Annotated in this window: 25 protein-coding genes; 15 read left to right on the top strand and 10 right to left on the bottom strand. The window is 71.1% G+C overall.

All coding sequences use genetic code 11. The annotated features are described in order from the left end of the window. Positions 1-36 precede the first annotated feature (36 nt). Positions 37-675, top strand: coding sequence for an RNA polymerase sigma factor (locus tag AC07RM_RS02530; protein ID WP_495332735.1), 639 nt, complete (start codon positions 37-39; stop codon positions 673-675). Here AC07RM_RS02530 and AC07RM_RS02525 read toward each other — a convergent pair. Further along, positions 672-1,355 carry a hypothetical protein gene (locus tag AC07RM_RS02525; RefSeq protein ID WP_495332734.1) on the bottom strand — a complete coding sequence of 228 codons (684 nt, stop codon included), beginning with the start codon at positions 1,353-1,355 and terminating at the stop codon, positions 672-674. The two genes, AC07RM_RS02530 and AC07RM_RS02525, sit on opposite strands and share 4 nt — an antisense overlap. Before the next feature lie 271 nt (positions 1,356-1,626). Here AC07RM_RS02525 and AC07RM_RS02520 point away from each other — a divergent pair, with 271 nt between their 5' ends. Both AC07RM_RS02520 and AC07RM_RS02515 read left to right on the top strand, forming a co-directional pair. Continuing rightward, on the top strand, positions 1,627-2,649 hold the full coding sequence (locus AC07RM_RS02520) for a cyclase family protein (protein ID WP_296784899.1): 1,023 nt from the start codon (positions 1,627-1,629) through the stop codon (positions 2,647-2,649). A gap of 52 nt (positions 2,650-2,701) precedes the next feature. Then, entirely contained in the window at positions 2,702-3,691 is a 990-nt protein-coding gene (locus tag AC07RM_RS02515; RefSeq protein ID WP_495332733.1) for a Bug family tripartite tricarboxylate transporter substrate binding protein, read from the top strand. Between the two features lie 31 nt (positions 3,692-3,722). Here the strand turns inward: AC07RM_RS02515 and AC07RM_RS02510 are convergent, their stop codons facing one another. Genes AC07RM_RS02510 through AC07RM_RS02475 form a run of 8 tightly spaced genes read right to left on the bottom strand, consistent with a single transcriptional unit; the run spans position 3,723 to position 11,024 of the window. After that, positions 3,723-4,793 (bottom strand): SDR family oxidoreductase, encoded by a 1,071-nt coding sequence (locus AC07RM_RS02510; protein WP_495332732.1) that lies wholly within the window; start codon positions 4,791-4,793, stop codon positions 3,723-3,725. Positions 4,794-4,797: 4 nt separating this feature from the next. Then, a complete protein-coding gene (locus AC07RM_RS02505) occupies positions 4,798-5,778 on the bottom strand; it encodes an NADPH:quinone oxidoreductase family protein (protein ID WP_495332731.1) in 981 nt (326 codons plus the stop codon). After that, on the bottom strand, positions 5,775-7,016 hold the full coding sequence (locus AC07RM_RS02500; RefSeq protein ID WP_495332730.1) for a CaiB/BaiF CoA transferase family protein: 1,242 nt from the start codon (positions 7,014-7,016) through the stop codon (positions 5,775-5,777). The genes AC07RM_RS02505 and AC07RM_RS02500 overlap by 4 nt, the downstream gene beginning before the upstream one ends. An 11-nt stretch (positions 7,017-7,027) precedes the next feature. Beyond that, positions 7,028-7,888: a MaoC/PaaZ C-terminal domain-containing protein gene (locus AC07RM_RS02495; protein ID WP_203207045.1), complete on the bottom strand. Its 861-nt coding sequence runs from the start codon at positions 7,886-7,888 to the stop codon at positions 7,028-7,030. 7 nt (positions 7,889-7,895) lie between these two features. Then, positions 7,896-9,056, bottom strand: a complete 1,161-nt coding sequence (locus tag AC07RM_RS02490) for a thiolase family protein (protein WP_495332729.1) — start codon at positions 9,054-9,056, stop codon at positions 7,896-7,898. Next, positions 9,053-9,442, bottom strand: coding sequence for a Zn-ribbon domain-containing OB-fold protein (locus tag AC07RM_RS02485; RefSeq protein ID WP_495332727.1), 390 nt, complete (start codon positions 9,440-9,442; stop codon positions 9,053-9,055). Before AC07RM_RS02485 ends, AC07RM_RS02490 begins: the two co-directional genes overlap by 4 nt. Positions 9,443-9,446: 4 nt before the next feature. Beyond that, positions 9,447-10,211 carry a crotonase/enoyl-CoA hydratase family protein gene (locus tag AC07RM_RS02480; RefSeq protein WP_296798944.1) on the bottom strand — a complete coding sequence of 255 codons (765 nt, stop codon included), beginning with the start codon at positions 10,209-10,211 and terminating at the stop codon, positions 9,447-9,449. A gap of 45 nt (positions 10,212-10,256) precedes the next feature. Then, positions 10,257-11,024, bottom strand: coding sequence for an SDR family NAD(P)-dependent oxidoreductase (locus AC07RM_RS02475; protein WP_203207048.1), 768 nt, complete (start codon positions 11,022-11,024; stop codon positions 10,257-10,259). A 235-nt stretch (positions 11,025-11,259) separates the two neighbouring features. Between AC07RM_RS02475 and AC07RM_RS02470 the strand changes: the two genes are divergently transcribed. Genes AC07RM_RS02470 through AC07RM_RS02415 form a run of 12 tightly spaced genes read left to right on the top strand, consistent with a single transcriptional unit; the run spans position 11,260 to position 23,394 of the window. Next, positions 11,260-12,426 (top strand): ABC transporter substrate-binding protein, encoded by a 1,167-nt coding sequence (locus tag AC07RM_RS02470; RefSeq protein WP_256222913.1) that lies wholly within the window; start codon positions 11,260-11,262, stop codon positions 12,424-12,426. Positions 12,427-12,470: 44 nt separating this feature from the next. Further along, a complete protein-coding gene (locus AC07RM_RS02465) occupies positions 12,471-13,622 on the top strand; it encodes an ABC transporter substrate-binding protein (protein WP_495332725.1) in 1,152 nt (383 codons plus the stop codon). A gap of 7 nt (positions 13,623-13,629) precedes the next feature. Next, entirely contained in the window at positions 13,630-14,436 is an 807-nt protein-coding gene (locus AC07RM_RS02460; RefSeq protein WP_495332723.1) for an ABC transporter ATP-binding protein, read from the top strand. Further along, a complete protein-coding gene (locus tag AC07RM_RS02455) occupies positions 14,433-15,179 on the top strand; it encodes an ABC transporter ATP-binding protein (protein ID WP_093352389.1) in 747 nt (248 codons plus the stop codon). Before AC07RM_RS02460 ends, AC07RM_RS02455 begins: the two co-directional genes overlap by 4 nt. Continuing rightward, entirely contained in the window at positions 15,176-16,048 is an 873-nt protein-coding gene (locus AC07RM_RS02450) for a branched-chain amino acid ABC transporter permease (protein WP_093352387.1), read from the top strand. Before AC07RM_RS02455 ends, AC07RM_RS02450 begins: the two co-directional genes overlap by 4 nt. Then, entirely contained in the window at positions 16,048-17,052 is a 1,005-nt protein-coding gene (locus tag AC07RM_RS02445) for a branched-chain amino acid ABC transporter permease (protein WP_495332721.1), read from the top strand. Before AC07RM_RS02450 ends, AC07RM_RS02445 begins: the two co-directional genes overlap by 1 nt. Beyond that, positions 17,049-18,212: an acyl-CoA dehydrogenase family protein gene (locus AC07RM_RS02440; RefSeq protein WP_209539686.1), complete on the top strand. Its 1,164-nt coding sequence runs from the start codon at positions 17,049-17,051 to the stop codon at positions 18,210-18,212. Before AC07RM_RS02445 ends, AC07RM_RS02440 begins: the two co-directional genes overlap by 4 nt. A 24-nt stretch (positions 18,213-18,236) precedes the next feature. Continuing rightward, positions 18,237-18,920, top strand: coding sequence for a TetR/AcrR family transcriptional regulator (locus tag AC07RM_RS02435; protein WP_093352379.1), 684 nt, complete (start codon positions 18,237-18,239; stop codon positions 18,918-18,920). Next, positions 18,874-20,208, top strand: coding sequence for a phenylacetate--CoA ligase family protein (locus tag AC07RM_RS02430; protein ID WP_495332719.1), 1,335 nt, complete (start codon positions 18,874-18,876; stop codon positions 20,206-20,208). The genes AC07RM_RS02435 and AC07RM_RS02430 overlap by 47 nt, the downstream gene beginning before the upstream one ends. After that, entirely contained in the window at positions 20,201-21,298 is a 1,098-nt protein-coding gene (locus AC07RM_RS02425) for a CoA transferase (protein ID WP_495332717.1), read from the top strand. The genes AC07RM_RS02430 and AC07RM_RS02425 overlap by 8 nt, the downstream gene beginning before the upstream one ends. Before the next feature lie 49 nt (positions 21,299-21,347). Beyond that, on the top strand, positions 21,348-22,166 hold the full coding sequence (locus tag AC07RM_RS02420) for an SDR family oxidoreductase (RefSeq protein ID WP_495332715.1): 819 nt from the start codon (positions 21,348-21,350) through the stop codon (positions 22,164-22,166). A gap of 4 nt (positions 22,167-22,170) precedes the next feature. Further along, positions 22,171-23,394, top strand: coding sequence for a CaiB/BaiF CoA transferase family protein (locus AC07RM_RS02415; protein WP_495332713.1), 1,224 nt, complete (start codon positions 22,171-22,173; stop codon positions 23,392-23,394). Positions 23,395-23,400: 6 nt separating this feature from the next. On the opposite strand, the gene AC07RM_RS02410 is transcribed toward AC07RM_RS02415, so the two are convergent. Beyond that, positions 23,401-24,336: a LysR family transcriptional regulator gene (locus tag AC07RM_RS02410; RefSeq protein ID WP_495332711.1), complete on the bottom strand. Its 936-nt coding sequence runs from the start codon at positions 24,334-24,336 to the stop codon at positions 23,401-23,403. Positions 24,337-24,569 lie beyond the last annotated feature (233 nt).

The following is a 24,569-nucleotide window of genomic DNA, read 5'->3' as shown; positions in this document are numbered from 1 at the left end:
GCCGCCGCATGCCTTCTTCACCCGAGCATCACCACCATGACCCCCTCCCTTCATGCGAGCGCGGCGCGTCCGGCATCCGGTGGCCGCTGGGCCGCGTCCTTCGAGCCCCTGGACTTCGGGCGCGAAATGCCGTCGCGCGAACGCGGGGAACAGCGCGGCGCAACGGAAGGCATTGGCCCCGATCTGCAGGTGTTCCTGGTGGCGAACTACGCGCGCCTGCACCGGCGCCTGATGCACCACCTAGGATGTCCCGACCTGGCCAGCGACAGCCTGCACGATGCGTGGATCCGCCTCGGTGATCGAACCTCCGCGCAGGCGGCGCAAAGCCCCGAGGCCTATGTCTACCGCGTCGCCTGCAATGCGGCGACCGACCGGCTGCGTGCCGACAGGCCGTGGCAGTACGCGAGCGATGCCGAGACCGAGCTCGAGCATCTCGCCGATCTCTCGCCGGGCCCCGAGGCCATCGCCGATGCGCGCTCCGAACTCGCGGCGGTGGAGCGCGCCTTGCAGCACCTGCCGCAGCGCCACCGCTCGGTGCTGATCGGGTTGCGCATCGAGGAGATGACGCGCGAGGAGGTCGCCCGGCGCTGCGACCTGAGCCTGCGGCGGGTCGACACGGTGCTGCGACGGACGCTGGACCACTGCGCGTCGTCGGTCAGCGTGAACAGGCTCTAGAGCGACGCCACCGCCGCCACGGCCCGCTTGCCCGCATTCGCCGCCTGCGGGTGCGCGTGCGCCGCGCACATCGATGCGATCTCGCGCAGCGCTTCGGACGGACGCTTCGCGATCTCCACCGCGAGCGCTTCCGCCACGAAGATGTTCTCGTGCGATGCGAGCTCGCGCAGCAGCCCGGTATCGCGCAGGTCCAGCGAGGGAATGAAGGCAACGGCCCCATCCTCGTCGTCCGCGGAAGCGAGCAGCGAGCGGATCAGCGCGCCCACGCCCGCCTGGTCGTTCGCGGGCGGCGATACCGAGGGATGGAAGTCCTCGATCTCCCGATCGTCGGCGGCAGCGCGCCGGACCGCGTCGAGAAAGTCCTCGACGTCGGCGAACACCACGCGCGAGTCGCCGTCGTGGCTCAGGTACAGGACCGCGCCGGCCAGTGGCGGCGCGGTCAGCAGCAGGTGGTGGTTGCTCGTCTGCGGATCGTCGAGCACCAGGCCGTCGAGCCGCCGCAATATCGGGAGCGACCGCAGGTCCAGGCTCCAGCGGACGATGTCGTCACCGGAAAGCAGCGACGCGCCGGAGAAGTCCTGACCCTGGATCCGCGCCAGGTAGGCATCGAGTGCTTGCCGTGCAGCCGCCGAGATGGATTCAGGCGATTCGGGGGGATGGGAGGAGGGGGTGCTCGACATGGACCGATGGTATCGGCGGCCCGGCGGGTGACGTGCTGCTCGTGCCAGTGCCACTTCATCATGAACATACCGATTGGTATCTATAGAAGGGTAAATCGCCGAGCGACACCAGATAGTCAAAGGAATCGCATAGAACCTGTCCTCGAGCCCGAGGGTCACCCTCGATTGACTGCGCGCCATACCTAATAGTATGTTTCGTCTGCTGCCGGCGGCGTGACACGACTCCACGCGCAGCCCTTCTTTGGCCTCTCTCTTCAAGAAAGCTCCGCCCATGGACAAGCCACGCTGGCAACACCGCCCCGAAGGATCGAACTGGGGCGATTTCGGCCCCGACGACCAGATCGGCCGCATGAACCTGCTGACACCGGCCACGCGCCTGCGCGCCTTCCGCGAGGTCGAGCACGGCACGGCGTTCTGCCTGAGCCTGCCGCTCGACCATCCGGGCGGCAACACGCTGTTCCAGCACCGCAAGGCGCCGAAGTTCGTCTACGAGAAGCGCGGCGACAGCTTCAACTTCAACTATCGGCTGTCGAACGTGAACGACTGCTTCTGCGACGTGATCTCGGACGACGCGGTGCTGATGTTCCTGCAGTACTCGACGCAGTGGGACGGCCTCGGCCACGTGGGCCAGATGTTCGATGCCGACGGCGACGGCCGGCCCGAGAAGGTCTACTACAACGGCTTTCGCGCCGGCATCGAGATCGTCGGCCCCGACGACGCCGAACGCGGCTGGGGCGCGCGCTCGATCGGCATCGAGCGCATGGCCACGGCCGGCGTGCAGGGCCGCGGCGTGCTGGTCGACCTCGAGCGCATCCACGGCCGCGAGCGCGCGCTGGTGGGCTACGACGGCCTGATGGCCGCGCTCGAGGCGCAGGGCGCGAGCGTGGAGCAGGGCGACTTCCTGTGCCTCTACACCGGCTTTGCCGACCTGATCCTCGAGATGAACAAGCAGCCCGACGGCGAGGTGCTGGCGCGCTCGTGCGCGGTGCTCGACGGCCGCGACGAGAAGCTGCTGCAGTGGATCACCGACTCGGGCATCGTCGCGATCTGCGCCGACAACTTCGCGGTCGAGGCCTATCCGGCCCGGCCGGGCGCGAACGGCTCGTACCCCGGGCTACCGCTGCATGCGCACTGCCTCTTCAAGCTCGGCCTGCACCTGGGCGAGCTCTGGTATTTCGCCGAGCTCGCGCAATGGCTGCGCGCGCACAAGCGCTCGAGCTTCCTGCTGACCGCGCCGCCGCTGCGGCTGCCGGGCGCGGTGGGCTCGCCGGTCACGCCGGTGGCGACGGTCTGAAGCGCGCGCATCGACACGCGCGAACCGACGAAGAACCAAGGAGACAAGAGACATGCGAATCCGATCGAAGACCCTGGCGCTGGCCGCCGCGCTGGCCCTGCCGCTGCTGCCGCTGGCCGCGGCGGCGCAGGCCGATGCCGCGGCCAACTGGCCGACCAAGCCCGTCACGCTGGTCGTGCCGTTTCCGCCCGGCGGCACCAGCGACGTGGTGGGGCGCCAGCTCGCGGTGCAGCTCGGCGAGGCGATGGGCGGCACCTTCATCATCGACAACAAGGCCGGCGCGGCGACCGCGATCGGCGCTTCGTTCGTGGCGCGCGCGCCCAAGGACGGCCACACGTTGCTGCTGTCGGCCGGCAGCACCTTCACCACCACGCCGCACCTGATCGACAAGCTGCCGTACAAGCTCGAGGACTTCGCGCCGGTGGCGGCGGTCGCCACCGTGCCCTTCGCCTTCGTGGTGAAGAAGGACTTCCCCGCGAAGACGGTGGCCGAGTACGTGGCCTATGCCAAGGCCAACCCCGGCAAGATCAACAACGCCACCAACGGGCAGGGCAGCATGGTCCACCTGCTGGGCGAGCTGATCGCCACCGGCCTCGACGTGAAGATGACGCAGGTGCACTACAAGGGCGCGGCGCCGGCCACCATGGACATGATCGGCGGCATCGTCGATTCGAACGTGGAGGCGCTCACGAGCGCGCTGCCGAACGTGAACGCGGGCAAGTACCGCGCGATCGCGGTGCTCAGCGCCGACCGCCAGCCGCTGATGCCCGAGGTGCCGACCTTCAAGGAGCTCGGCTATCCCTCGATCGTGGGCGAGACCTGGTATGCGGTGTTCGCGCCGGCCGGCACGCCCAAGCCGGTGATCGACAAGCTCAATGCGGCGCTGCGCAAGGTCACGACCTCGAAGCGCTTCGCCGATGCGATGCACAAGATCGGCAACGAGGCCAAGGCGAGCACGCCCGGCGAGCTGATCGAGGTGACGCAGCAGCAGAGCCAGAAGTGGGGCGAGCTCATCACGCGCCTCAACATCAAGGCGGAGTGAGATCCGCGGGCCGCCTGGCGCGGCCTGCCGGTCAGGGCAGGTAGCGCAAGTCGCGCATCGCCTGCAGGTGCTCGACGATGCATTGCTCGGTGTCGATGCAGTCGCCGAAGCCGGCCTGCCGCAGCTTGACGGTGGACACCAGCGGCGGCAGCGCGAGCGGGCGCCGCGCGGCCCAGGTCGCCTCGGCGTACTGCCACGAGAGGCCGATCAGCGCATCGAGGTCGCGCTCGCGCAGGCCCTCGCGCTGCGCGATCCGCTGCCACAGCGCGGCCTGCGCGGGCATCTCCTCGCGCAGGCGCGTGCCCGTGGCTTCGCCCAGCGGCATCTCGAAGAAGGCCGCCAGCCGCTCGAACAGGCTGGCCCAGACCACCACGTCGCCGTTGGCGATGTTGAAGGCCTCGCCGTGCGCGCGCGGCTCGTGCCAGGCCCATTCAATGGCCTTGGCGATCAGGCGCGCGTCGGTGCACTCGGTCAGCAGGTGCGGATGGGCGGGACAGGCCAGCGGCTGGCCGCGCTCGCGCGCGAGCACCGCGTAGGCACCGATCGCGGCCACCGGGTTCATCGCGCTGCCGGTCGCCACGCCCAGCACGATCTGCGGCCGGAACACGGTCCAGCCGAAGCGCGCGCGCGCCGCGCGCTCGGCCACCAGGTCCTGCTGGTCGAAGTAGAAGTTGGCGTGGTCGCGCACCGCGTCCTGTTCGCGCGCGGGCACGCGCATCGGCCGGCCCGTGTGCACGCCATAGGCCTTGGTGCCCTGCAGCAGCGTGACGTGCCGCAGGGGCGCGCCCTCGAGCGCGTCGAGCGTGTGGCGCAGCATGCGGTTGTTGAGCTCAATGTTCTCGCTCGCGCGCCAGCCCTGCAGCAGGTCGGGCTGCTCGTTGAGCGCGGCATAGACCAGGTGCGTGGCATCGCGGTGCGGCGCCAGCGCCTCGCGCGTGGCCCGGGCATCGCGCAGGTCGGCCGAGACCCAGGTCGCGTCGGGCGCGAAGTCGGGCCGCCTGCGCGCCAGGCCCACGGCATGCAGGCCGGGCCGGGCCGCGAAACGTTCCATCGCGGCGCGCCCGACCACGCCGAGCGCGCCCGCCACCAGCACCTTGTCCATGGCCTCAGTCCTCCGTGGTCAGCACGACCTTGCCGTGCACGCGGCGTTGCACCAGGTCGTCGAGCGCATCGGCCGCGCGCTCGAGCGGATAGCGCGCCGAGACATGGGGCCGCAGCCGCCCGTCGCCGACCCATTGCATCAGCTCGCGCAGGTTGGCGGCATTGCGCTCGGGCTCGTTGCGCGTGAAGGCGCCCCAGAAAACGCCGAGCACCGCGCAGCCCTTGAGCAGCGGCAGGTTCAGCGGCAGGCTCGGGATGCGGCCGGCCGCGAAGCCCACCACCAGGAAGCGACCGCGCCAGGCCATGCCGCGCAGCGCGGGCTCGCTGTAGTCGCCGCCGACCGGGTCGTAGACCACGTCCACGCCGCGGCCGCCGGTCAGCGCCTTGATGCGCTCGCGCAGGTCCTCGGCGGCGTAGTCGATCAGCTCGTCGGCGCCATGGTCGCGGCACACGGCGAGCTTGGCCGGGCTCGAGGCCGCCGCGATCACGCGCGCACCCATCGCCTTGCCGAGCTCCACCGCCGCCAGGCCCACGCCGCCCGCGGCGCCGAGCACCAGCAGCGTCTCGCCGGGCTGCAGCACGGCGCGATCCTTCAGCGCATGGTGCGAGGTGCCGTAGGTGAGCGTGAAGGCCGCGGCGGTCGCGAAGTCCATGCCATCGGGCATCGGCAGCGTGCGCGCGGCCTCGGCCACCACCTCCTCCGCATAGCCGCCCCAGGTGGTGGCGGCGATCACGCGGTCGCCGGGCTTGAACTGCGTGACGCCTTCGCCCACCGCGTTGACGATGCCGGCGACCTCGCCGCCGGGCGAGAACGGCAGCTCGGGCTTGAACTGGTACTGGCCCTGGATGATCAGCGTGTCGGGAAAGTTGACGCCGCAGGCCTTGACCGACACCACCAGCCGGCCCGGGCCGGCCACGGGCGAGGGCACTTCCTCCACCACCAGCGAGGAGGGCGGCCCGAACTGCTTGCAGAGCACCGCCCTCATGGCCGTTCCCCCTGCGCGATCGCACCTTCGGCGCCCAGCTCGGCGAGCTCGGCGTCGCCGACCGCGAGCAGCTCGCGCAGCACCTCGTGCGTGTGCTGGCCCAGCAGCGGCGGCGGCCGCTTGTATTCGACCGGCGTGGCCGAGAAGTTCAGCGGATTGGCCACCACCGACAGCGAACCCGACAGCGGATGCGCGATCTCGCGCACCATCTCGCGATGCCGGATCTGCGGATCGTCGAACACCTGGCGGAAGTCGTTGATCGGCCCGCTGGGCACGTTGGCCTCGCGCAGCAGCGGCAGCCAGTGGGCGAGCGGCTGCCGGCGCAGGATGTCGGCGATCGCAGGCACCAGCGCCTCGCGGTTCGCCACGCGCTCGGGCGTGGTCGCGAAGCGCGGGTCGGCCGGCCATTCGGGATGGCCGAGCACGCGCGCGAGCGAGGCGAACTGCGAGTCGTTGCCCACGGCGATCATCATCGGCCCGTCGGCGCAGGCGAAGTCCTGGTAGGGGCAGGTCAGCTGCGAGCGGATGCCCACGCGCTGCGGCAACTGGCCGGCCACCAGGTAGCTCATCGCCATCGAGGAGGTGGCGGCCACCTGCGCGTCGAGCAGCGCGAGGTCGATGTACTGGCCCACGCCGCTGACCGTGTCGCGGTGGTGCAGCGCGGCCAGGATGCCGATGGTGGCGTAGAAGCCCGCGGTGGTGTCCGACACCGGGTAGCCCGCGCGCTGCGGCCCCGCGCCGGGCTCGCCGTCGGGAATGCCGGTCAGGCTCATCACGCCGCTCATCGACTGGAAGATCAGGTCGTAGCCCGGCATGGCGCTGTAGGGACCCGACTGGCCGAAGCCGCTGATCGAGCAATACACCAGCTTGGGATTGACGCGCGCCAGCGAGGCGTGGTCGAGCCCGTAGCGCGCGAGGTCGCCGGCCTTGAAGTTCTCGACCACCACGTCGGCGCAGGCCGCGAGCCGGCGGATCAGCCGCTGGCCCGCGGGCTTGGCCATGTCGATGGCGATCGAGCGCTTGCCGCGGTTGAGCGCGAGGAAGGTCGAGCGCTCCTGCGTCTCGCCGCCCGCGCGGTCCTTCAGGCGCGCGCCCTGCTGGCGCACGTCGTCGCCGATGCCGGGGCGCTCGACCTTGATCACGTCGGCGCCGAAGTCGGCCAGCATCTGCGTGGCCCAGGGGCCCGAGAGCACGCGGCTCAGGTCGAGCACGCGGATTTTCGAAAGCAGTCCACTCATCGGGTGTGTCCTCAGGCGGTTTCGAGATGGCCGTTGTCGATGACGACGACGCCGCGCGCGGGCACGCTGGCGCGGAAGGCGGCGCGGGTCGGTCCCTCGCGCCAGAGTTCGAGCCGCACCGTCTCGCCGGGGAACACGGGCGAGGAGAAGCGCCCGCCCATCTCGCGCAGCGCGGTGGGGTCGCCGTCGCACCAGCGCTTGACGATGCCGTGGCCCGCCACGCCGAAGGTCGCGAGGCCGTGCAGGATCGGGCGCGCGAAGCCGGCCTCGCGCGCGATCGCCGGCACCGCATGCAGCGGGTTGTAGTCGCCGCACAGCCGGTAGATCAGCGCCGACTGCGGCGAGGTCGGCAGCTCGATCGCGGCATCGGGCGCGCGCGCCGGTATGGCGTGCGGCGCGGGTTGCGCGCGGCGCTCGCCGCCGAAGCCGCCGTCGCCGCGGCAGAACACCGTCTGGCGCACGGTGGCCAGCAGCTCGCCGCTGTGCATGTCGGCGATCTCGCGCTCGACGAAGATCAGCGCGCCGCGGCCCTCGCCCTTGTCGATCAGGTCGACGATGCGGCTGGTGCCGCGCACCGAGGCCTTGGCGGGCAGCGGCCGGTGGATGCGCGTCGAATGCTCGCCGTGCACCGTGCGCACCCAGTCCAGGCCCAGCGGCAGGTCGCGCATCCAGAAGCCGGGGTAGCCCATCACGTTGGCCATGGTGGGCTGCACCTTGAGCCGGGTCTCGTCGACGAAGGCCAGGTCGGCCTCGTCCATCGGGTCCAGGCCCACGCCGATGCCCAGCGCGTAGACGATGCATTGCTGCCAGTCGTAGTGCTGCTCGATCCGCGGGATCTGGGCGGCCAGCAGCCGTTCGGGGTCGATGGTCATGCGGTCCTCACAAGGTGGCGGCCGTGCCGAGGATGGCGGTGGCCTGGCTCGACAGCACGCCGCCGTTGGCATGCGCGAGCGAAATCTCGACGCCCTCGACCTGCCGCGCGCCGGCGCTGCCGCGCAGTTGCTCGACCGACTCGATCACGGTGAACAGGCCGTACATGCCCGGGTGGTTGCACGACAGGCCGCCGCCGTTGGTGTTGACCGGCAGCCGCCCGCCCGGCGAGATGGCGCCCGAGGACACCATCGCGCCAGCCTCGCCCTTGGCGCAGAAGCCCAGGTCCTCGAGGAACAGCAGCGTGTTGATGGTGAAGGCGTCGTAGACCATCAGGTGGTCGATGTCCTTCGGCCCGACGCCGGCCATCGCATAGGCGCGCTGGCCCGATTCGACCGCGCAGGTGGTCGTGAGGTCGGGCATGGCCGAGATCTGGCGGTGGCTCACGGCCACGCCGGTGCCCAGCACGTAGGCCGCGGGCCGCGGCATGTCGCGCGCGCGCTCGGCGCGCGTGAGCACCAGCGCCGCGCCGCCGTCGGTCACCAGGCAGCTGTCGGCCTTGGTCAGCGGATCGCTGATCATGCGCGAGGCCAGCACCTCGGCGCGGCTCAGCGGATCGCGCGCGAAGGCATCGGGATTGAGTCGCGCCCAGTCGCGCGCGGCCACCGCCACGTCGGCCAGTTGCTCGCGCGTGGTGCCGTACTGGTGCATGTGGCGCGCCGCGGCCAGCGCGTAGCTCGACAGCGGATAGCGCGGGCGAAACGGCGACTCGTAGGGCTGCGGATCGGGCATCGAGGCCAGCTTGCCGCCGGCCGTGAGCTGGTTGGAGCCATAGCAGATCAGCGCGACCTCGCACAGGCCGAGCTCGAGCGCCATCAGCGCCGACTGCAGGTGGAACAGGAAGGAGGCGCCGCCGACCATGGTGCCGTCGGCATGCCGGGGCTTGATGCCCAGGCGCTCCGCGACGTTGAGCACCGGCAGGCCCGAGGTCGACATGGCGCAGAACAGGCCGTCGACCTGCGACATGCGCAGGCCGCAGTCCTCGAGCGCGAGCACGGCCGCTTCCTGCAGCTGGTCGAAGGGCGTGCGGCCGGGCGCGTTCCAGCGCCGCGTGTTGCCGATGCCGACGATGGCGCCGCGGCCGCGCAGGGAATGCGCCGCGCGGCTCATGGCGCGTCTCCCTCGGCCGGCGCGAAGACCACGAAGGGCTCCTCGCCGGGCACGATGCGTGCCCGCACGCGCTGGCCGATGCGCACCGCGTCGGGCGCGACGTCCTCCACGCGGCTCATCATGCGCGCGCCGCCCTCGAGGTCGACCAGCGCCACGTTGTAGTCGCCCGCGCGGTCGCGCACGGTGGTCAGCGAATACACGCTGCCCAGCCCCGGCGAGGCGCGCCATTGCAGCCGCGGGCTGCCGCAGGCGCGGCACACCAGCGCAGGCGGGAAGCGCACCGCGGCGCAGTCCTCGCAGTGCTGCAGCATCAGCCGGCCTTCCTGCAGCGCCTGCAGGTACTGCGCATCGGGGCCGGGGCCGTCGAATCGGGTGTCGGTGGCCATGGCGTCACTTGCCCTGCCACACGGGCTTGCGCTTCTCGGCGAAGGCGGCCGAGCCCTCGCGCGCATCGGCCGAGCTGAACACGTGCTCGGTCAGCGCGGCCTGGCGTTCCCACAGCTCGGCGGCGGGCCAGTCCTGCGACTCGACCACCACGCGCTTGCTCGCGGCCACCGACAGCGGGCCGTTGGCCGCGATGGTCTGCGCCAGCCGGCGCGCCTCGGCCAGTGCCTCGCCGGGCGCGGCGAGCCGGTTGACCAGGCCGTAGTGGTAGGCGCGCGCGGCCGGGAACATGTCGCCCGTGAGCGCGAGCTCGAGCGCGATGCGGTAGGGCAACTGGCGCGGCAGCCGCACCAGGCCGCCGGCGGTCGCGGCCAGGCCGCGCTTGACCTCGGGCACGCCGAACTGGGCGTTGTCGGCCGCCACCACCATGTCGCAGGCCAGCACCAGCTCGAAGCCGCCGGCCAGCGCATAGCCCTCGACCGCGGCGATCAGCGGCTTCACGGGCGGCTTCGCGGTCAGGCCGCCGAAGCCGCGGCCCTCGATGCTCGGGCGCTCGCCGCGCAGGAAGCCCTTGAGGTCCATGCCGGCGCAGAAGGTGCCGCCGGCACCGGTGAGGATGCCGATGCGCAGGTCGTCGCGCCGGTCGAGCTCGTCGAGCGCGGCCGCGATGCCGCGCGCCACCGCGAGCGTGGCCGCGTTGCGCGCCTGCGGGCGGTTGATGGTGATGGTCAGGATGCCGTCGCTGCTGTCGACGAGGACTTCTTCGGTCATGGGTGCTTCCTCTGGGGGGAGAAGGGTGAACGGAGGTAGGGCGACTCAGCGCGGCGCCATGCGCAGCGCGCCGTCGAGCCGGATGGTTTCGCCGTTGAGCATCGGGTTGCTCACGATGTGCAGCGCGAGCTGCGCGTATTCGTCGGGCGTGCCCAGCCGCGAGGGATGCGGCACCGAGGCGCCGAGCGAGAGGCGCGCCGCCTCCGACACGCGCGCGAGCATCGGCGTGTCGAAGATGCCGGGCGCGATGGTGCACACGCGGATCGCCTTGCTCGCGAGGTCGCGCGCCGCCACGATGGTCAGGCCCACCACGCCGGCCTTCGACGAGGCATAGCCGATCTGCCCGATCTGGCCCTCGTAGGCCGCCACCGAGGCGGTCAGCACGCAGACGCCGCGCTCGCCCTCGGCCGTGTGCTCGTTGCGCGCCATGCGCGTGGCCGCCAGCCGCAGCGTGTTGAAGGTGCCGACCAGGTTGATGCGCACGATGTTCTCGTAGGTTTCGAGCGAACCCGGGCTGCCGTCCTTGTCGACCAGCCGCACCGGGCCGCCGCGGCCCGCGCAGTGCACCAGCACGCGCAGCGGACCGAAGGACTCGGCCACGTCGCAGGCTGCGTTCATGTCGACCTCGCTGGTGACGTCGGCGGGCGCGAAGCGGACCCGTTCGCCGAGGCTCTTCGCGATGGCCTCGCCCTGCGAGGAGGGCAGGTCGGCGATCACCACGCTGGCGCCCGCCGCGTGCAGCCGATGGACCGTGGCGAGGCCCAGGCCCGATGCGCCGCCGGTGACGAGCGCGCTGATTCCTTCTGTGTTCATGAGTGCTTGCCTTGTGCAGTTGGGAAGATGCGTCGGTTCATGATACATACCGATGAGTATCGTTGCAACGAGACCGGGATGGATTCGCGTGGCATGCCACCTGTCCCATAGGGTATTCGCCTAGGGTTCTTTCATCGCGATGGCGTTGACCCGATTAAATACTCAATGGTATGTTTGCTCCGCGGCACGATCTGCGCCGCCTGGCCCGAGGTCGCGCACCGCGCAAGGAGACGAGATGGATCCGACACGACGCATGTTTTCGATGGCCGCGATCGCCGCGGCGGCACTGGCTTCGGGGGCGGGCGCGATGGCGCAGTCGCCCGCGCCGATCAAGGTCGGCGTGATCCTTCCGCTGTCGGGCGGCGCGGGGCCGCAGGGCCAGCACGTGACCGAGGCGATCCAGGCCATGGCCGCGCTCATCAACGAGGCCGGCGGCGTGCTCGGGCGGCCGATCGAAGTGCTGGTGCGCGACGACGAATCGACGCCGGCGGTCGGCGTGTCGCGCGCCAACGAACTGATCGGGCAGGGTGTGGCCGTGATCATCGAAGGCTGGAACAGCCCGGTGGCGCTGGCGATGCAGCCGGTGATCGCGCGCGCCGGCGTGCTCGACATCACGACCTTCGCGAGCGCCGATGCGGTGCTCTCCGGCGAGGGCAACCCGCTCGCGATCCGCCTCAATGCCTCCAACTCGCAGGGCGGCGCCGCGGTCGCGCAGGCCATCGCCACCGGCTTCAAGGGCCGGCGCATCGCCTTCCTGACCGAGAACGACGCCTACGGCATCGGCACGCAACAGGCGATCGAGGCCGGGCTCAAGGCGTTGAACCACGACTACCAGAAGGTGGCCGAGGAGAAGTTCCCGTTCACGCAGTCGGACTTCCGCATCGCGCTGACCAGCATCCGCGCCGCCAATCCCGACGTGACCGTCGCGATCAATGCCAACGAGGGCCTGGGCATGCCCGCGATCCTGCGCCAGTTCAAGCAGGGCCGCGTGCCGGGCCAGCTGCTCGCCGCGCTGGGCACGGTGGCGCCGAGCGTGATCTCGGTGGCGGGCGAGGCCGCCAACGGCGTGGCCGGCGTGGACATCTACTTTCCCGACGTCGAGCCCTTCGCCTCCGATCCCGTCAACAAGCGCTTCGTCGCGCGCTCGCAGGCGATGTTCAAGCGCACGCCCGACAAGTTCATGGCGGTGGGCGCGGCCGCGCTGCAGTTCTGGGCCATGGCGGCGAACGAACTCAAGACGCTGGAGCGCGAGCCGCTGGCGCGCCGCATCCGCGGCGGCAGCTTCAAGGGCACGGTGTTCGGCGACGTGAGCTTCGCGCCCAACGGGCAGCTGCAGCTGCCCACCCATGCCTTCACGGTCAGCAACGGCGCGATCGTCGTGCAGAAGCCGGCCGGCCGATAGACGACGAAGAGCCTTTCCCTTCCATAACGAGCTGGAGACACACCATGAAGCTGATTCGGAACCTGATGACGGCGGCGGGCCTGGGCCTCGCGCTGTTCGGCCTCGCGCCGGCCCAGGCGCAGACGCCGCCGACCGTCAAGGTCGGCACCATCTTCCCGCTGTCGGGCGGCGCGGGCCCGCAGGGGCAGCACGTGACGCAGGCGATCCAGGCGATGGCGGCGGTCATCAACGAGAGCGGCGGCGTGCTGGGCCGGCGCATCGAGATCGTCTCGCGCGACGACGAGTCGACGCCGGCCGTGGGCGTCTCGCGCGCCACCGAGCTCGTGAGCTCGGGCGTCGCGGTGATCATCGAGGGCTGGAACAGCCCGGTCACGCTCGCGATGCAGCCGGTGATCGCGCGCGCCGGCGTGCTCGACATCACGGCGGTCTCGAAGGCCGATCCGATCCTCTCGGGCGAAGGCAATCCGCTGGCGGTGCGGCTCAACAGCTCGAACTCGCAGGACGGCGCGGTGATCGCGAACTACATCGCGAAGGTGGTGAAGGCCAAGCGCGTGGCCTTCCTGACCGAGAACGACGCCTACGGCAACGGCGCGCAGGAATCGATCGAGGGCGAGCTCAAGAAGCTCGGCTATGCCTACGAGAAGGTGGCCGAGGAGAAATTCCCGTTCGCGCAGGCCGACTTCCGCGTGGCGCTGACCAACGTGCGCGCCGCCAACCCCGACATCACGGTGGCGATCAACGCCAACGAGGGCCTGGGCATGCCCGCGATCATCCGCCAGGCCAGGCAGTCGCGGCTGCCGGGCGCGCTGGTGGCCGCGGTGGGCACGGTCGCGCCCAGCGTGATCGACGTGGCCGGCGATGCAGCGCACGGGCTGGTCAGCGCAGACATCTACTTCCCGGCCGTGGAGCCCTTCGTCTCGAACCCCGCCAACCAGCGCTTCGTGGCGAAGACGCAGGAGCTCTTCAAGTACACGCCCGACAAGTTCATGGCGCTGGGCGCCACCTCGCTGCAGGTGTGGGCGATGGCCGCCAACGAGCTCAAGACGCTGGACCGCGAGGCGATCGCCAGGCGCATCCGCGGCGGCAGCTTCAAGGGCACGGTGATGGGCGACCTGACTTTCGAGCCCAACGGCCAGCTGCTGTCGCACCACTACCTGTTCAAGGTGGACGGCCGCAAGATCGTGGTGCAGCAGTGAGCCGGGCATGCACAGCGACGCGATGAACCCGGCGACCGCCAACGCCACCGCCCCGCCCGCGCTGCGCGTGGAAGGCCTGGGCGTGCGCTACGGCGCGCTGGTCGCGCTCGACGGCGTGGGCTGGGAGGTGGCGCCCGGCGAGCTGCTGGGCATCATCGGCCCGAACGGCGCCGGCAAGAGCTCCTGCTACGACGCGGTGACCGCGATGGTGCGGCGCGGCGGCCGCGTGAGCCTGCACGGGCGCGACGTGACGGCGGTGCCGCCCTATGGCCTCGCGGGCCTGGGCCTGAAGCGCGCGTTCCAGCAGAACGCCTTCTTCGACGACCTCAGCGTGCTCGGCAACTTCGTCGCCGTGCTCGGCGCGCAGGCGCACGCGGGCCTGTGGTCGAGCGTGCTCAACCCGGTCGGCGCCGCGCGCCGGCGCGGCGAGGCCGAGGATTTCGCGGCGCGCCAACTGGTGCGCTTCGGCATCCCGGCGCTCTATCACGCGATGAGCCCGAAGGAGATCCCCTACGGCGTGCAGCGCATGCTGTCGATCGCGCTGGCCTACGGCGCGGGCGCCAGCGTGCTGCTGCTCGACGAGCCGGCCGCGGGCCTGGGCGGCGAGGACATGGCGGCGCTGGTCGCGCTGCTGTCCGCGCTCAAGCGCGAGGGCGTGGCGCTGGTGGTGATCGAGCACCACATGGAACTGATCATGGCCGTGGCCGACCGCATCTGCGTGCTCGACCTGGGCCGCCAACTCGCCTACGGCACGCCGGCCGAGATCCAGCGGGATCCGCGCGTGCGCGAGGCCTACCTGGGGAAGGCGCAATGAGCCGCACGGATCAGGACACGGTGCTCGAGGTGCGCGGCCTCGCGGTCTCCTACGCGGGCAACCGCGCGGTGGCGCTCGATGCGCTGCGCGTGGGACGCGGCGAGATCCTCGGCGTGATCGGCGCCAACGGGGCCGGCAAGTCGACGCTGGTGAACGCGCTCGCGGGCTGGTCGCGCGGCGATCCGCGCGTGGCCGGCGAGGTGGTGCTGAACGGCGAGCGCATCGATGCCTGGCCCACGCACGACCGCGTGCGCGCCGGCCTGCTGCTGGTGCCCGAGGGGCGGCTGGTGTTCTCGCGCATGAGCGTGGAGGAGAACCTCTCGACCGCCTTCGCGCCGCTGGCCGCGCCCGGGCGCAAGGTCTACACGCGCGACGAGATCTACGGCCTGTTCCCGCGCCTGCACGAGCGCCGCGGCCACCTGGGCGCGCAGCTCTCGGGCGGCGAGCGCCAGATGCTGGGCATCGGGCGCGCGCTGATGATGGGCCCGCGCCTGCTGCTGCTCGACGAACCCTCGATCGGCCTGGCGCCGATGCTGGTCTCGCAGGTGTTGCAGACCATGCGAACGCTGGCCCGCTCGGGCCTTTCCATCCTGCTGGTCGAACAGAACGTGCGCGCCGCCATGGAGGTGGTCGACCGCCTCGTGCTGCTGGAGCGCGGCCGCGTGGTCCTCGAGGGACCGGCGGCCGAGTTCGGCAACGACCCGCGCATCGCGCAAGCCTACCTCGGAGCCCACGCGGCATGAACCTGTTGCAACAACTCATCAACGGCATCGTGCTCGGCCATGCCTACGCGCTGGTCGCGATCGGCTGGACCGTGCTGCTGGGCGTGGCACGCCTGGTGAACTTCGGCCACGGCCAGATGTACATGCTCGGCGCCTTCGTCAGCTGGTGGGCCGTGACGCGCGCCGGCGTGCCCTACGCGCTGGCGCTGCCGATCGCCATGGCGGTGGGCGCGGCCTTCGGCGTGGCGATGCAGCGCGTGATGCTGCGCGCGACCTTCGAGCAGAACCTGGTCTCGATCATGATCATGACGCTGGGCTTCGGCTACGTGCTGCAGGGCGCGGCGGCGCTGATCTTCGGCTCCACCGGCCAGATCCTCGAGACCGCGCTGTCGCAGCGCGAGATCGACATCGGCGATCTCTGGCTGACCTGGCAGGACGCGGCCATCGTGCTGGCCGCGATCGCGGTCTTCATCGGCCTGAAGTGGACGCTCGACGGCACCCGCACCGGGCGGCTGGTGCGCATGGTGGCGGAAGACCCGAAGCTGGCGCAGCTCGCCGGCGTCAACGTGCGGCGCGTCTACTACGGCGTGTTCGCGTTCGAGGGCGCGGCGGTCGCGTTCGCGGCCGGCATGGTCGCGCCGCGAACGCCGATCCTCACCTCGATGGGCTTCGAGGAGGTCATCATGACCTTCGTGGTGGTGGTGCTCGGCGGCATCGGCAGCGTGGCGGGCAGCTACGTGGCGGGCGTGGCGCTGGGCATCTTCACGGCGCTGTTCGGCGCGCTGGTCTCGCCGGCCTACACCACGGCCGCGGCCTTCCTGGTGCTGATCGCGGTGCTGGTATTGCGGCCCGGCGGCCTGGGCGCCGGCGCGCGCGGGGGAGTGCACTGATGGCCCGCCTGCGTCCGCAGCGCGCCGCGCTGCCCATCGTCGCCGTGCTCGTGCTGTTCGCGCCGGGCTGGCTCGGCGGCGGCGCCTCGGTCTACAGCGCGGCCGTGCTGATCGCGATCCTGGCCGTGCTGTCCTACGGCCTCGACGTGATCGTCTCCGACCTCGGCGAGGTCAGCCTCGGCCATACCGTGTTCTTCGCGGTAGGGGCCTACACCACGGCGCTGCTGTCCACGCGCGCCGGTGCCGGTTCCTGGGCCACGCTCGGCGCCTCGATCGCGCTGGCGCTGGTGTTCGCCGCGGCCATCGGGCTGGTGACGCTGCGGCTGCGCGAGTTCGTGTTCTCGCTCGTCACCTACGCGATGGCGGTGGTGGCGATGACGCTGGCGGCCAACTGGGCCTTCCTCGGCGGCTCCGACGGCGTGCGCGGGCTGCCGATGCTCGATCTCTCGATCGGGCCGCTGACGCTGACCGCGCGCAACGACAAGGAGCTCTGGCCCTACGCCTTCGCGCTGCTGGTGGTGGTGATCTACCTGGTCGATCGCTTCCGCCATTCGCAGCTCGGCGCGGCGGCCATCATGACCCACCTGAACCCGCGGCTCGCGACCATCGGCGGCATCGACCCGGCGCGCGTGCGGCTGCAGGTGTTCCTGTTCTCGGCGCCGATCAGCGCGCTGGCCGGCTGGCTCTACGCCTACCAGCGCGCCTACGTCAGCGCCGACATCCTGGAGAACTACTTCCTGATCCTGATGCTGACGGCCGTGGTGCTGGTCGGGCGCCGGCAGCTGCTGGGCCCGCTGCTGGCGACGGCGCTGGTGCTGGTGCAGGAGAAGTTCTTCTCGCTCGGCGGCTACGTCGACAAGATCGTGCTGGGCAGCGTGCTGGTGCTGATCCTGGCTTTCTTCCCGCAGGGGCTGATGGGCCTGGCGCGTCCGCTGGGCCGCCTGTTCCGCTCGCGCGCCGCCCCGGCCACACCTTCTTTGACCACCCTGGAGACTCCCAAGTGACCGTGATCTGGACCCCCTCGCTCGACGACGCCGCCACCCGCTGGCAACAACTGGCCGACCGCCTCGGGCGCGAACGCTTCGCGCCGCTGGCGCCCGAGCTCGACCGCGACCAGCGCTATCCCTGGGAGACCATCGAGGCGCTGGTGGCGCACCGCTTCACCGGCCTGTTCCTGCCCACGCAGTGGGGCGGCGAGGGCCAGAGCCTGACCGCCACCGTGGCCGCGGTCGAGACGCTGGGCATGCATTGCGCGTCGACCGCCGCGATCATGTGCGCCTACCAGCTCGGCGCCTTCCCGATCCTGCTGGCCGGCACCGACGCGCAGAAGGACTTCTACCTGCGCGAGATGACGCAGGGCCGCGCCACCAGCTTCGCGCTGTCCGAGCGCGTGGCGGGCTCGGATGCCGCGGCCATCGAGGCCACGGCGGTGCGCGAGGGCGAGGGCTGGCGCCTGCGCGGCGAGAAGTACTGGATCGGCAACGGCGGCGCCTCGCGCTACTACGTGGTGTTCGCCAAGACCGACCCGGCCGCGGGCGGGCGCGGCATCTCGGCCTTCATGGTCGACAAGGAGAAGCCCGGCGCGGTGGTCGACGAGCTGTCCGACAAGATGGGCATCCGCGGCACCCAGACCTCGAACCTGCGCGTCGACGTGGTGGTGCCCGACAGCGCGCGCATCGGCGAGCTCAACCGCGCGCTGCGGCTGGCGCTGCAGACGCTCAACGTGGGCCGCATCATGGTGTCGGCGCAGTCGATGGGGCTGGCGCTCGCGGCCTTCCGCGAGGCCTCGCAGCGCGCCGTCGAGCGCCGCACCTTCGGCCAGCCGATCGGCGAGAACCAGGGCATCGGCTTCAAGCTGGCCGACATGGCGACCGAGATCTCGGCCGCCCGCATGATGCTGTACGAGGCCGCGCGCGCCTACGACGCCGGCGCCGACGTCTCGAACCTCGGCGCCATGGCCAAGCTCTTCACTTCCGAGGTGGCCCACCGGGCGGCGGACAATGCGGTCCAGATCTGGGGCGGCATGGGCTACTGCAAGCCGACGGTCGCGGAACGGCTGTACCGCGACCAGCGCATCCTCGAGATCTACGAGGGATCGTCCGAAATCCAGCGGCTGGTGTTGTCACGCGCCGTGCGCAAGGAGGCGGAAGATCGGGTGAAGTGAATCACGAAAGAGAAGAGGTTGGCGATGGCGAGTGCACAACAGGCAGTGGTGGATCCGGGCGGCAACGAGTCGCGCAACGAGATCCTGCAGGCGGCGGCGGAACTTTTCATGGAGCTGGGCTATGCGGCGACGTCGATCGACGCGGTGGCGCAGCGCCTGGGCGCCACCAAGGGCCGCATCTATCACCACTACCGCAGCAAGGCCGACCTCTTCTTCGACGTGCAGATCGCCGCGATGAACCGGCTCAACGAGCAGGTCGAGCCGATCGCGCGCGGCGCGGGCGACCCGCTCGAGCGCCTGTCCGCGATGGCGCTGCGCCATACCCAGATCCTGCTGACCGAGCTGCCGATGCAGAAGGTGGCGGTGCAGGGACTGGAGCGGCACCTGCTGGGCGCCTCCTCGGGCGCCAAGCGGCTGCGCTCGGTGGTCAAGATGCGCGACGACTACGAACAGATGTTCGTCGAGGTGATCGACGACGGGGTGCGCGCGGGCCTGTTCGTCGACCAGCCGGCGAAGCTCATCACCAAGCCCTTCTTCGGCGCGCTCAACTGGGCCACCGTCTGGTACAGCCAGCGGCGGCTGCAGAGCGCCGAGGCGGTGGACGACATCGCACATGCCCTGGCAGCCTTCGCGCTGCGCGGGCTTCTCAAGGATCCAAACCATGAAGCAGCAAGAAAGACAGCCCTTTTCCGAGACCATCTGGGATGAGAGGGAGACCTGGTCGCGCGACCGCATCGAGGCCTTCCAGCTCGATGCCCTGCGCCGCCAGCTCGAGCGCGTGGGGCGCACCAGCAGCCACTACCGCAAGGTGTTCGCCGAGGTCGGCTTCGAGCCCGGCGACCTGAAGAGCTTCGCCGACCTGCGCCGGCTGCCGTTCACGCGCAAGGCCGACTACGTCGCCGGTCTCGAGGCACAGCCCCCGTTCGGCGCCCTGGCCGCCGTCGAACCCGGCGAGGCCGTGCGGGTGCATTTCTCCTCCGGCACCACGGCCCGGCCCGCGCCGGTGCTCTGGACCCAGGCCGACATCGAACGCTGGGCCGACCTCTACGCGCGCTACCTCTATGCGCAGGGCCTGCGGCGCGGCGACATCTTCCAGTGCATGTTCAACTACGCGTGGTTCGTCGGCGGCCTCGGCGCCACGCTCGCGGCCCAGCACCTGGGCGCGCTGGTGATCCCGGCCTCCTCGGGCGACACCGAGCGCCAGATCGAGACCATCTTCCAGTACGGCAGCCAGTGCGTGATCGGCACGCCCTCGTTCATGGCCCACATGGCCGAGGCAGCCGAGAAGCTGGGGCGCGACCTGACCACCTCGCGCGTGAAGATGGTCTGCGTGGGCGGCGAGCCCGGCGCCAGCATCCCCGGCACGCGCGAGCGCATCGAGCGCCAGTGGGGCGCGAAGATGTTCGACTGCTACGGCGCGCTCGAATGCCAGCCGATCGGCTGGGACACCGCCGCGCAGCTCGGCCCGACGCTGGCCGAGGACTTCATCTACGTCGAGGTGCTGCATCCCGACACGAAGGAGCCGGTGGCCGACGGCGAGCGTGGCGTGCTGGTGCTGACCCACCTCGACAAGCAGGCCTGCCCGCTGGTGCGCTGGTGGACCGGCGACATGGTGGTGCGCGACAGCCGCGCCGCGCCCGACGGCCGCACCCATGCGCGCCTGGCCGGCGGCGTGCTGGGCCGCGCCGACGACATGCTGATCATCCGCGGCGTGAACCTGTTCCCCTCGGCGGTCGAGGACATCGTGCGCGCCTTCCCGGGCCTGAGCAACGAGTACCTGCTGGTGCTCGACGACAGCGTGAAGGACCCGCACACCGGCTTCCTCACCGGCGTGAAGCTGCGCGTGGAGCGCGCGGCGGGCGCGCCGGCCGACCTCGGCGAGCGGCTGTCGCAGCGGCTGCGCGAGAAGCTGCAGGTGCGCTTCCATGTCGAGGTGGTCGAGTCCGGCACCCTGCCGCGCACCATCCACAAGGCCACGCGGGTGGTGCATGCCTGAGGCGCGGGCCCAGGGCCTGCCGCGCCCGCTGGCCGGCCGGCGCGTGGTCGACCTGTCGCAGTTCATCGCCGGGCCCACCGCGGCCCAGTACCTCGCGGACTTCGGCGCCGAGGTCACGAAGGTCGAGTCGCCGCAGGGCGACGGCGTGCGCACCCTGCCGGGCAACGGCTTCGGCAGCTACTACGCGCGCAGCTTCAACACCGGCAAGACCAGCCGGGTGCTGAACCTGCGCGAGGCCGCCGACCGCGCGGCGCTCGATGCCATGCTCGAGGAGGCCGATGCCTTCGTCTGCAACCTCGCGCCCGCGTCACTGAGCGGCCTGGGCCTGGACGGGCCGACGCTGCGCGAACGCTTCCCGCGGCTGGTGATCGTGCTGATCTCGGGCTACGGCCAGCAGGATGCGCGCATCTGCATGGACACCATCGCGCAGTGCGAGTCGGGCTTCGCGCTGCTCAACGGCGACGAGGACGGCTCGCCGCGCTTGTCGACCAGCTGGCCGATCGATATGTTCTGCGGCATGTACGCCGGCATGAGCTGCGCCATGGCCATGCTCGACCCCGCGCGCCAGGGCTGCCTGGTCGACCTGTCGATGATGGAGGTGGCGGCCAGCATGCTGATCGGGCCGGCGATGCTCGCGGTCAGCGAGGGCGACCCGCTCGATCCGCCGATGGGCAACCGCGACCGCGCCTCCGCGCCCTCGAGCATCTACCGCTGCGCCGACGGCCACGTCTACATCCTCGGCGGGCTCGATGCCTACTGGCGCCGGCTGCGGCCGCTGGTGGGCGCCGACGACGCGCCGATCAAGGAGCGCATCGCGCGCGCCGCGCATTTCGACGCCCAGGTCGAGGCCTGGACGCTGCCGCGCCGGCGCGACGAGGTGCTGGCGCAGATGCGGGCGCTGCAGATACCGGCCGGCAACGTGCGGCCGCCCGAGGAGGCGCTGGCCATGATCCGCGCGCTGCGCCCCGGCGCGGTCTCGCGGGCGCTGCCATCGGGCGAGCACGTGCCCGCGTTCCCGGCGCTGTTCGACGGGCAGCGGCTGCCGCGCAGCGCGACCCCGCACGTGGGTGGCGGCCTGCGCTTCGCCTGAAGCCGCGTCCTTTCCCCTTCTTCCATCCTTTCGATCCGAGGAGCCTTCGATGGCCAGCACTTCTTCCCTTCCCGCCGCCGACGCGCTGCGGGTCATGCGGCCCGGCGTCCACCAGGGACGCTCGGCCTTCATCACCGGCGCCGGCTCCGGCATCGGCCGCGCGATCGCGCTGCGGCTGATGGCGCTGGGCATGGACGTCTTCGGCACCGGCCGCCGCGCCGAGGCGCTCGAGGAGACCGGCCAGCTGGCCGAGGGCCTCGCGGGCCGCTTCGGCTTCGAGACCTGCAACGTGCGCGACACCGAGGCGATCGAGGCACTGGTCGCGCGCGTCGGCCAGCGCCAGGGCATCGACCTGCTGGTGAACAACGCGGGCGGCCAGTTCTTCGCGCCCGCCACCGGCATCAGCCGCAAGGGCTGGGACGCCGTGATCGACGTCAACCTGTCGGCCATCTTCGTCGTCACCAAGGCCGCCTATCCCTTCCTCAAGGCGCGCAAGGGCTCGGTGGTCAACATCTCGCTGTCGGGCGTGGACCGCGGCTCGATGGGCATCGCGCACTCGATCGCCGCGCGCGCCGGCGTGCTGGGCCTGATGCGCACGCTGGCGCTCGAATGGGCCAGGGACGACATCGCGCTCAACTGCATCGGCCCCGGCGCGGTATTGACCGAGGGCCTGGCCGGCGAGGCCGCGAAGGCGATGCTCGACCGGCTGGTCGACGCCACGCCGATGGGCCGCGCCACCAGCGTGGAGGAGGTGGCCGAGCTGGTCGCCTTCCTCGCCACGCCGGCCGCGCACCTCATGACCGGCCAGCTAATCCAGATCGACGGCGCGGCCCACCTGGGTGCGGGCCTGCACATGCTGGCGGCCTGAAGCGATGGACGGCGCTCTCTCGCATGTGAAGGTGCTCGACCTGTCGCGCGTGCTGGCCGGCCCCTGGGCCTCGCAGATGCTCGCCGACCTCGGCGCCGACGTGATCAAGGTCGAGCGGCCCGGCAGCGGCGACGACACGCGCAGATGGGGCCCGCCCTTCCTGCACGACCGCGACGGCCAGCCCACGCCCGACGCGGCCTACTACCTGTGCGCCAACCGCAACAAGCGCTCGGTCACCATCGACATCACCACGGCCGAGGGCCAGCAACTGGTGCGTGAGCTCGCGGCGCGCTGCGACGTGCTGGTGGAGAACTACAAGGTCGGCGGCCTCGCGCAGTACGGCCTCGACTACGCCACGCTGCATGCCGAGTTCCCGCGGCTGGTCTATTGCTCGATCACCGGCTTCGGCCAGACCGGTCCCTATGCGCCGCGCGCGGGCTACGACTTCCTGGTGCAGGCCATGGGCGGGCTCATGAGCGTTACCGGCCGCGCGGAATCGGAGGAGGGCGCCGGCCCGCTCAAGGTCGGTGTCGCGGTGGCGGACCTGTTCACCGGCCTCTACGCCTCGAACGCGATCCTGGCCGCGCTGGCCTACCGCGAGCGCAGCGGCACGGGCCAGCACATCGACCTCGCGCTGCTCGACGTGCAGGTGGCCTGCATGGCGAACCAGGGCATGAACTTCCTCTACGGCGGCCGCTCGCCGGGCCGGCTCGGCAATGCGCATCCCAACGTGGTGCCGTACCAGGACTTCCCGACCGCCGACGGCGACGTGATCATCGCGGTCGGCAACGACGGCCAGTTCGCGCGGCTGTGCGCGGCCATCGGCCGGCCGGCGCTGGCCACCGACGAGCGCTTCGCGACCAACCTCGCGCGCATCGCGCACCGCGTCGAGCTGATCCGGCTGCTGCGCGAATGCACGCTGACGCGCTCCACCGACGAATGGGTGGCGGCGCTCGAGGCGGCCGAGGTGCCCTGCGGCCCGATCAACGACCTCGCGCGCGTGTTCGAGGACGCGCAGGTGATCGCGCGCGGCATGAAGATCGAGGTCGAGCACGCCACGGCCGGTGCCATTCCGCTGGTGGCCAATCCGATCCGGCTGTCGACCTCGCCGGTGGTCTACCGGCGCGCGCCGCCGACCCTGGGCCAGCACACGCGCGAGGTGCTGGCCGACGAGCTCGGCTGCGATGCCGAACGGATCGACCGGCTCGCGGCAAGCCGCGTCATCTGAGCGGCTTCAGGCCAGGCGCAGCTCGGGCGGCGGCACCGCCGAGGCCGCGGGCAGCTCCGCGCGCAGGAAGTCGATCAGCGCACGCAGCTTCGCGGGCACGCGGCGCCGGTCGGGGTAGTAGAGCGTGAGGCCCGGCAACACCGGGCTCCAGTCCGCCAGCAGCCGCACCAGCAGGCCCTGCTCGATCAGCGGCTCGATGTAGCCGTTGATCATGTAGGCGACGCCGATGCCGTCGAGCGCCGCGCGCACCAGCGTGGCCGAGTCGTTGAGCACGAGCCGGCCGTCGATCGCGAGCTGCAGCGTCTCGTCGCCGCGCGCGAACTGCCAGCGCTCGACCTGGCCGGTGGTGACGTGGCGAAAGCCGATGCAGTCGTGCGCCAGCAGTTCGGTGGGATGCACGGGCGTGCCGTGGCGCGCGAGGTAGTCGGGCGAGGCGATCACGTGCGCCTCGATGCGCGGCCCGATCCTGACCGCGATCATGTCCTTCTCGACCAGGTCGCCGAAGCGGATGCCGGCATCGAAGCCCTGGGCCACGATGTCCACCAGCTGGTTCTCGATCCGCAATTCGAGCTTGATGTCGGGGAAGCGGTCGAGAAAGCGCCGCAGCACCGGCTGCAGGCCGATGGTGTAGCCAGCGCGCGGCACGTTGAGCCGCAGCAGGCCGCTCGGATGGTCGGCCTCGCGGCCCAGCTCTTCGGAGACGGCAGCGAGCTCCGACACCACCGGCCGCACCTTCTCGAGATAGCGCTCGCCGACCTCGGTGAGGCTCACGCTGCGCGTGGTGCGGTTGAACAGCGTGATGCCGAGGCGCCGCTCAAGGCTGCGGATCGACTGGCTCACGGCCGAGGGCGTGACGCCCAGGCGCACCGCGGCGGCCGAGAAGCCGCGTTCCTCCGCCGCCACGATGAAGGCGATGAGTCCATCCAGCAGGTCCTGGCGCATGCGGCGCTCTCCATTGCGATATCGAAGCGCCGAGTCTAGTGGCGGCCTTGCGATCTGTTAGCCGGCCTTGAAAGCCCATGCAGCGCTGGCGGCTTGTCGCGCCGCGCTCTGCTGCGTAGCCTGCGCCGGTCCTCTCACACCATTCCACTGTTTGGAATCGAGCGGTGTCGCGAGCCGCGCGCCCTTCCTACCATGCATCCATTCTTCCTATCCACCGAGACAGCGGCCATCAC

The sequence above is a fragment of the Variovorax sp. GW821-FHT09B05 genome (assembly GCF_059418265.1).
Note: the sequence above shows the minus strand (reverse complement) of the source record. Positions and strands in the feature narration are given on the sequence as shown.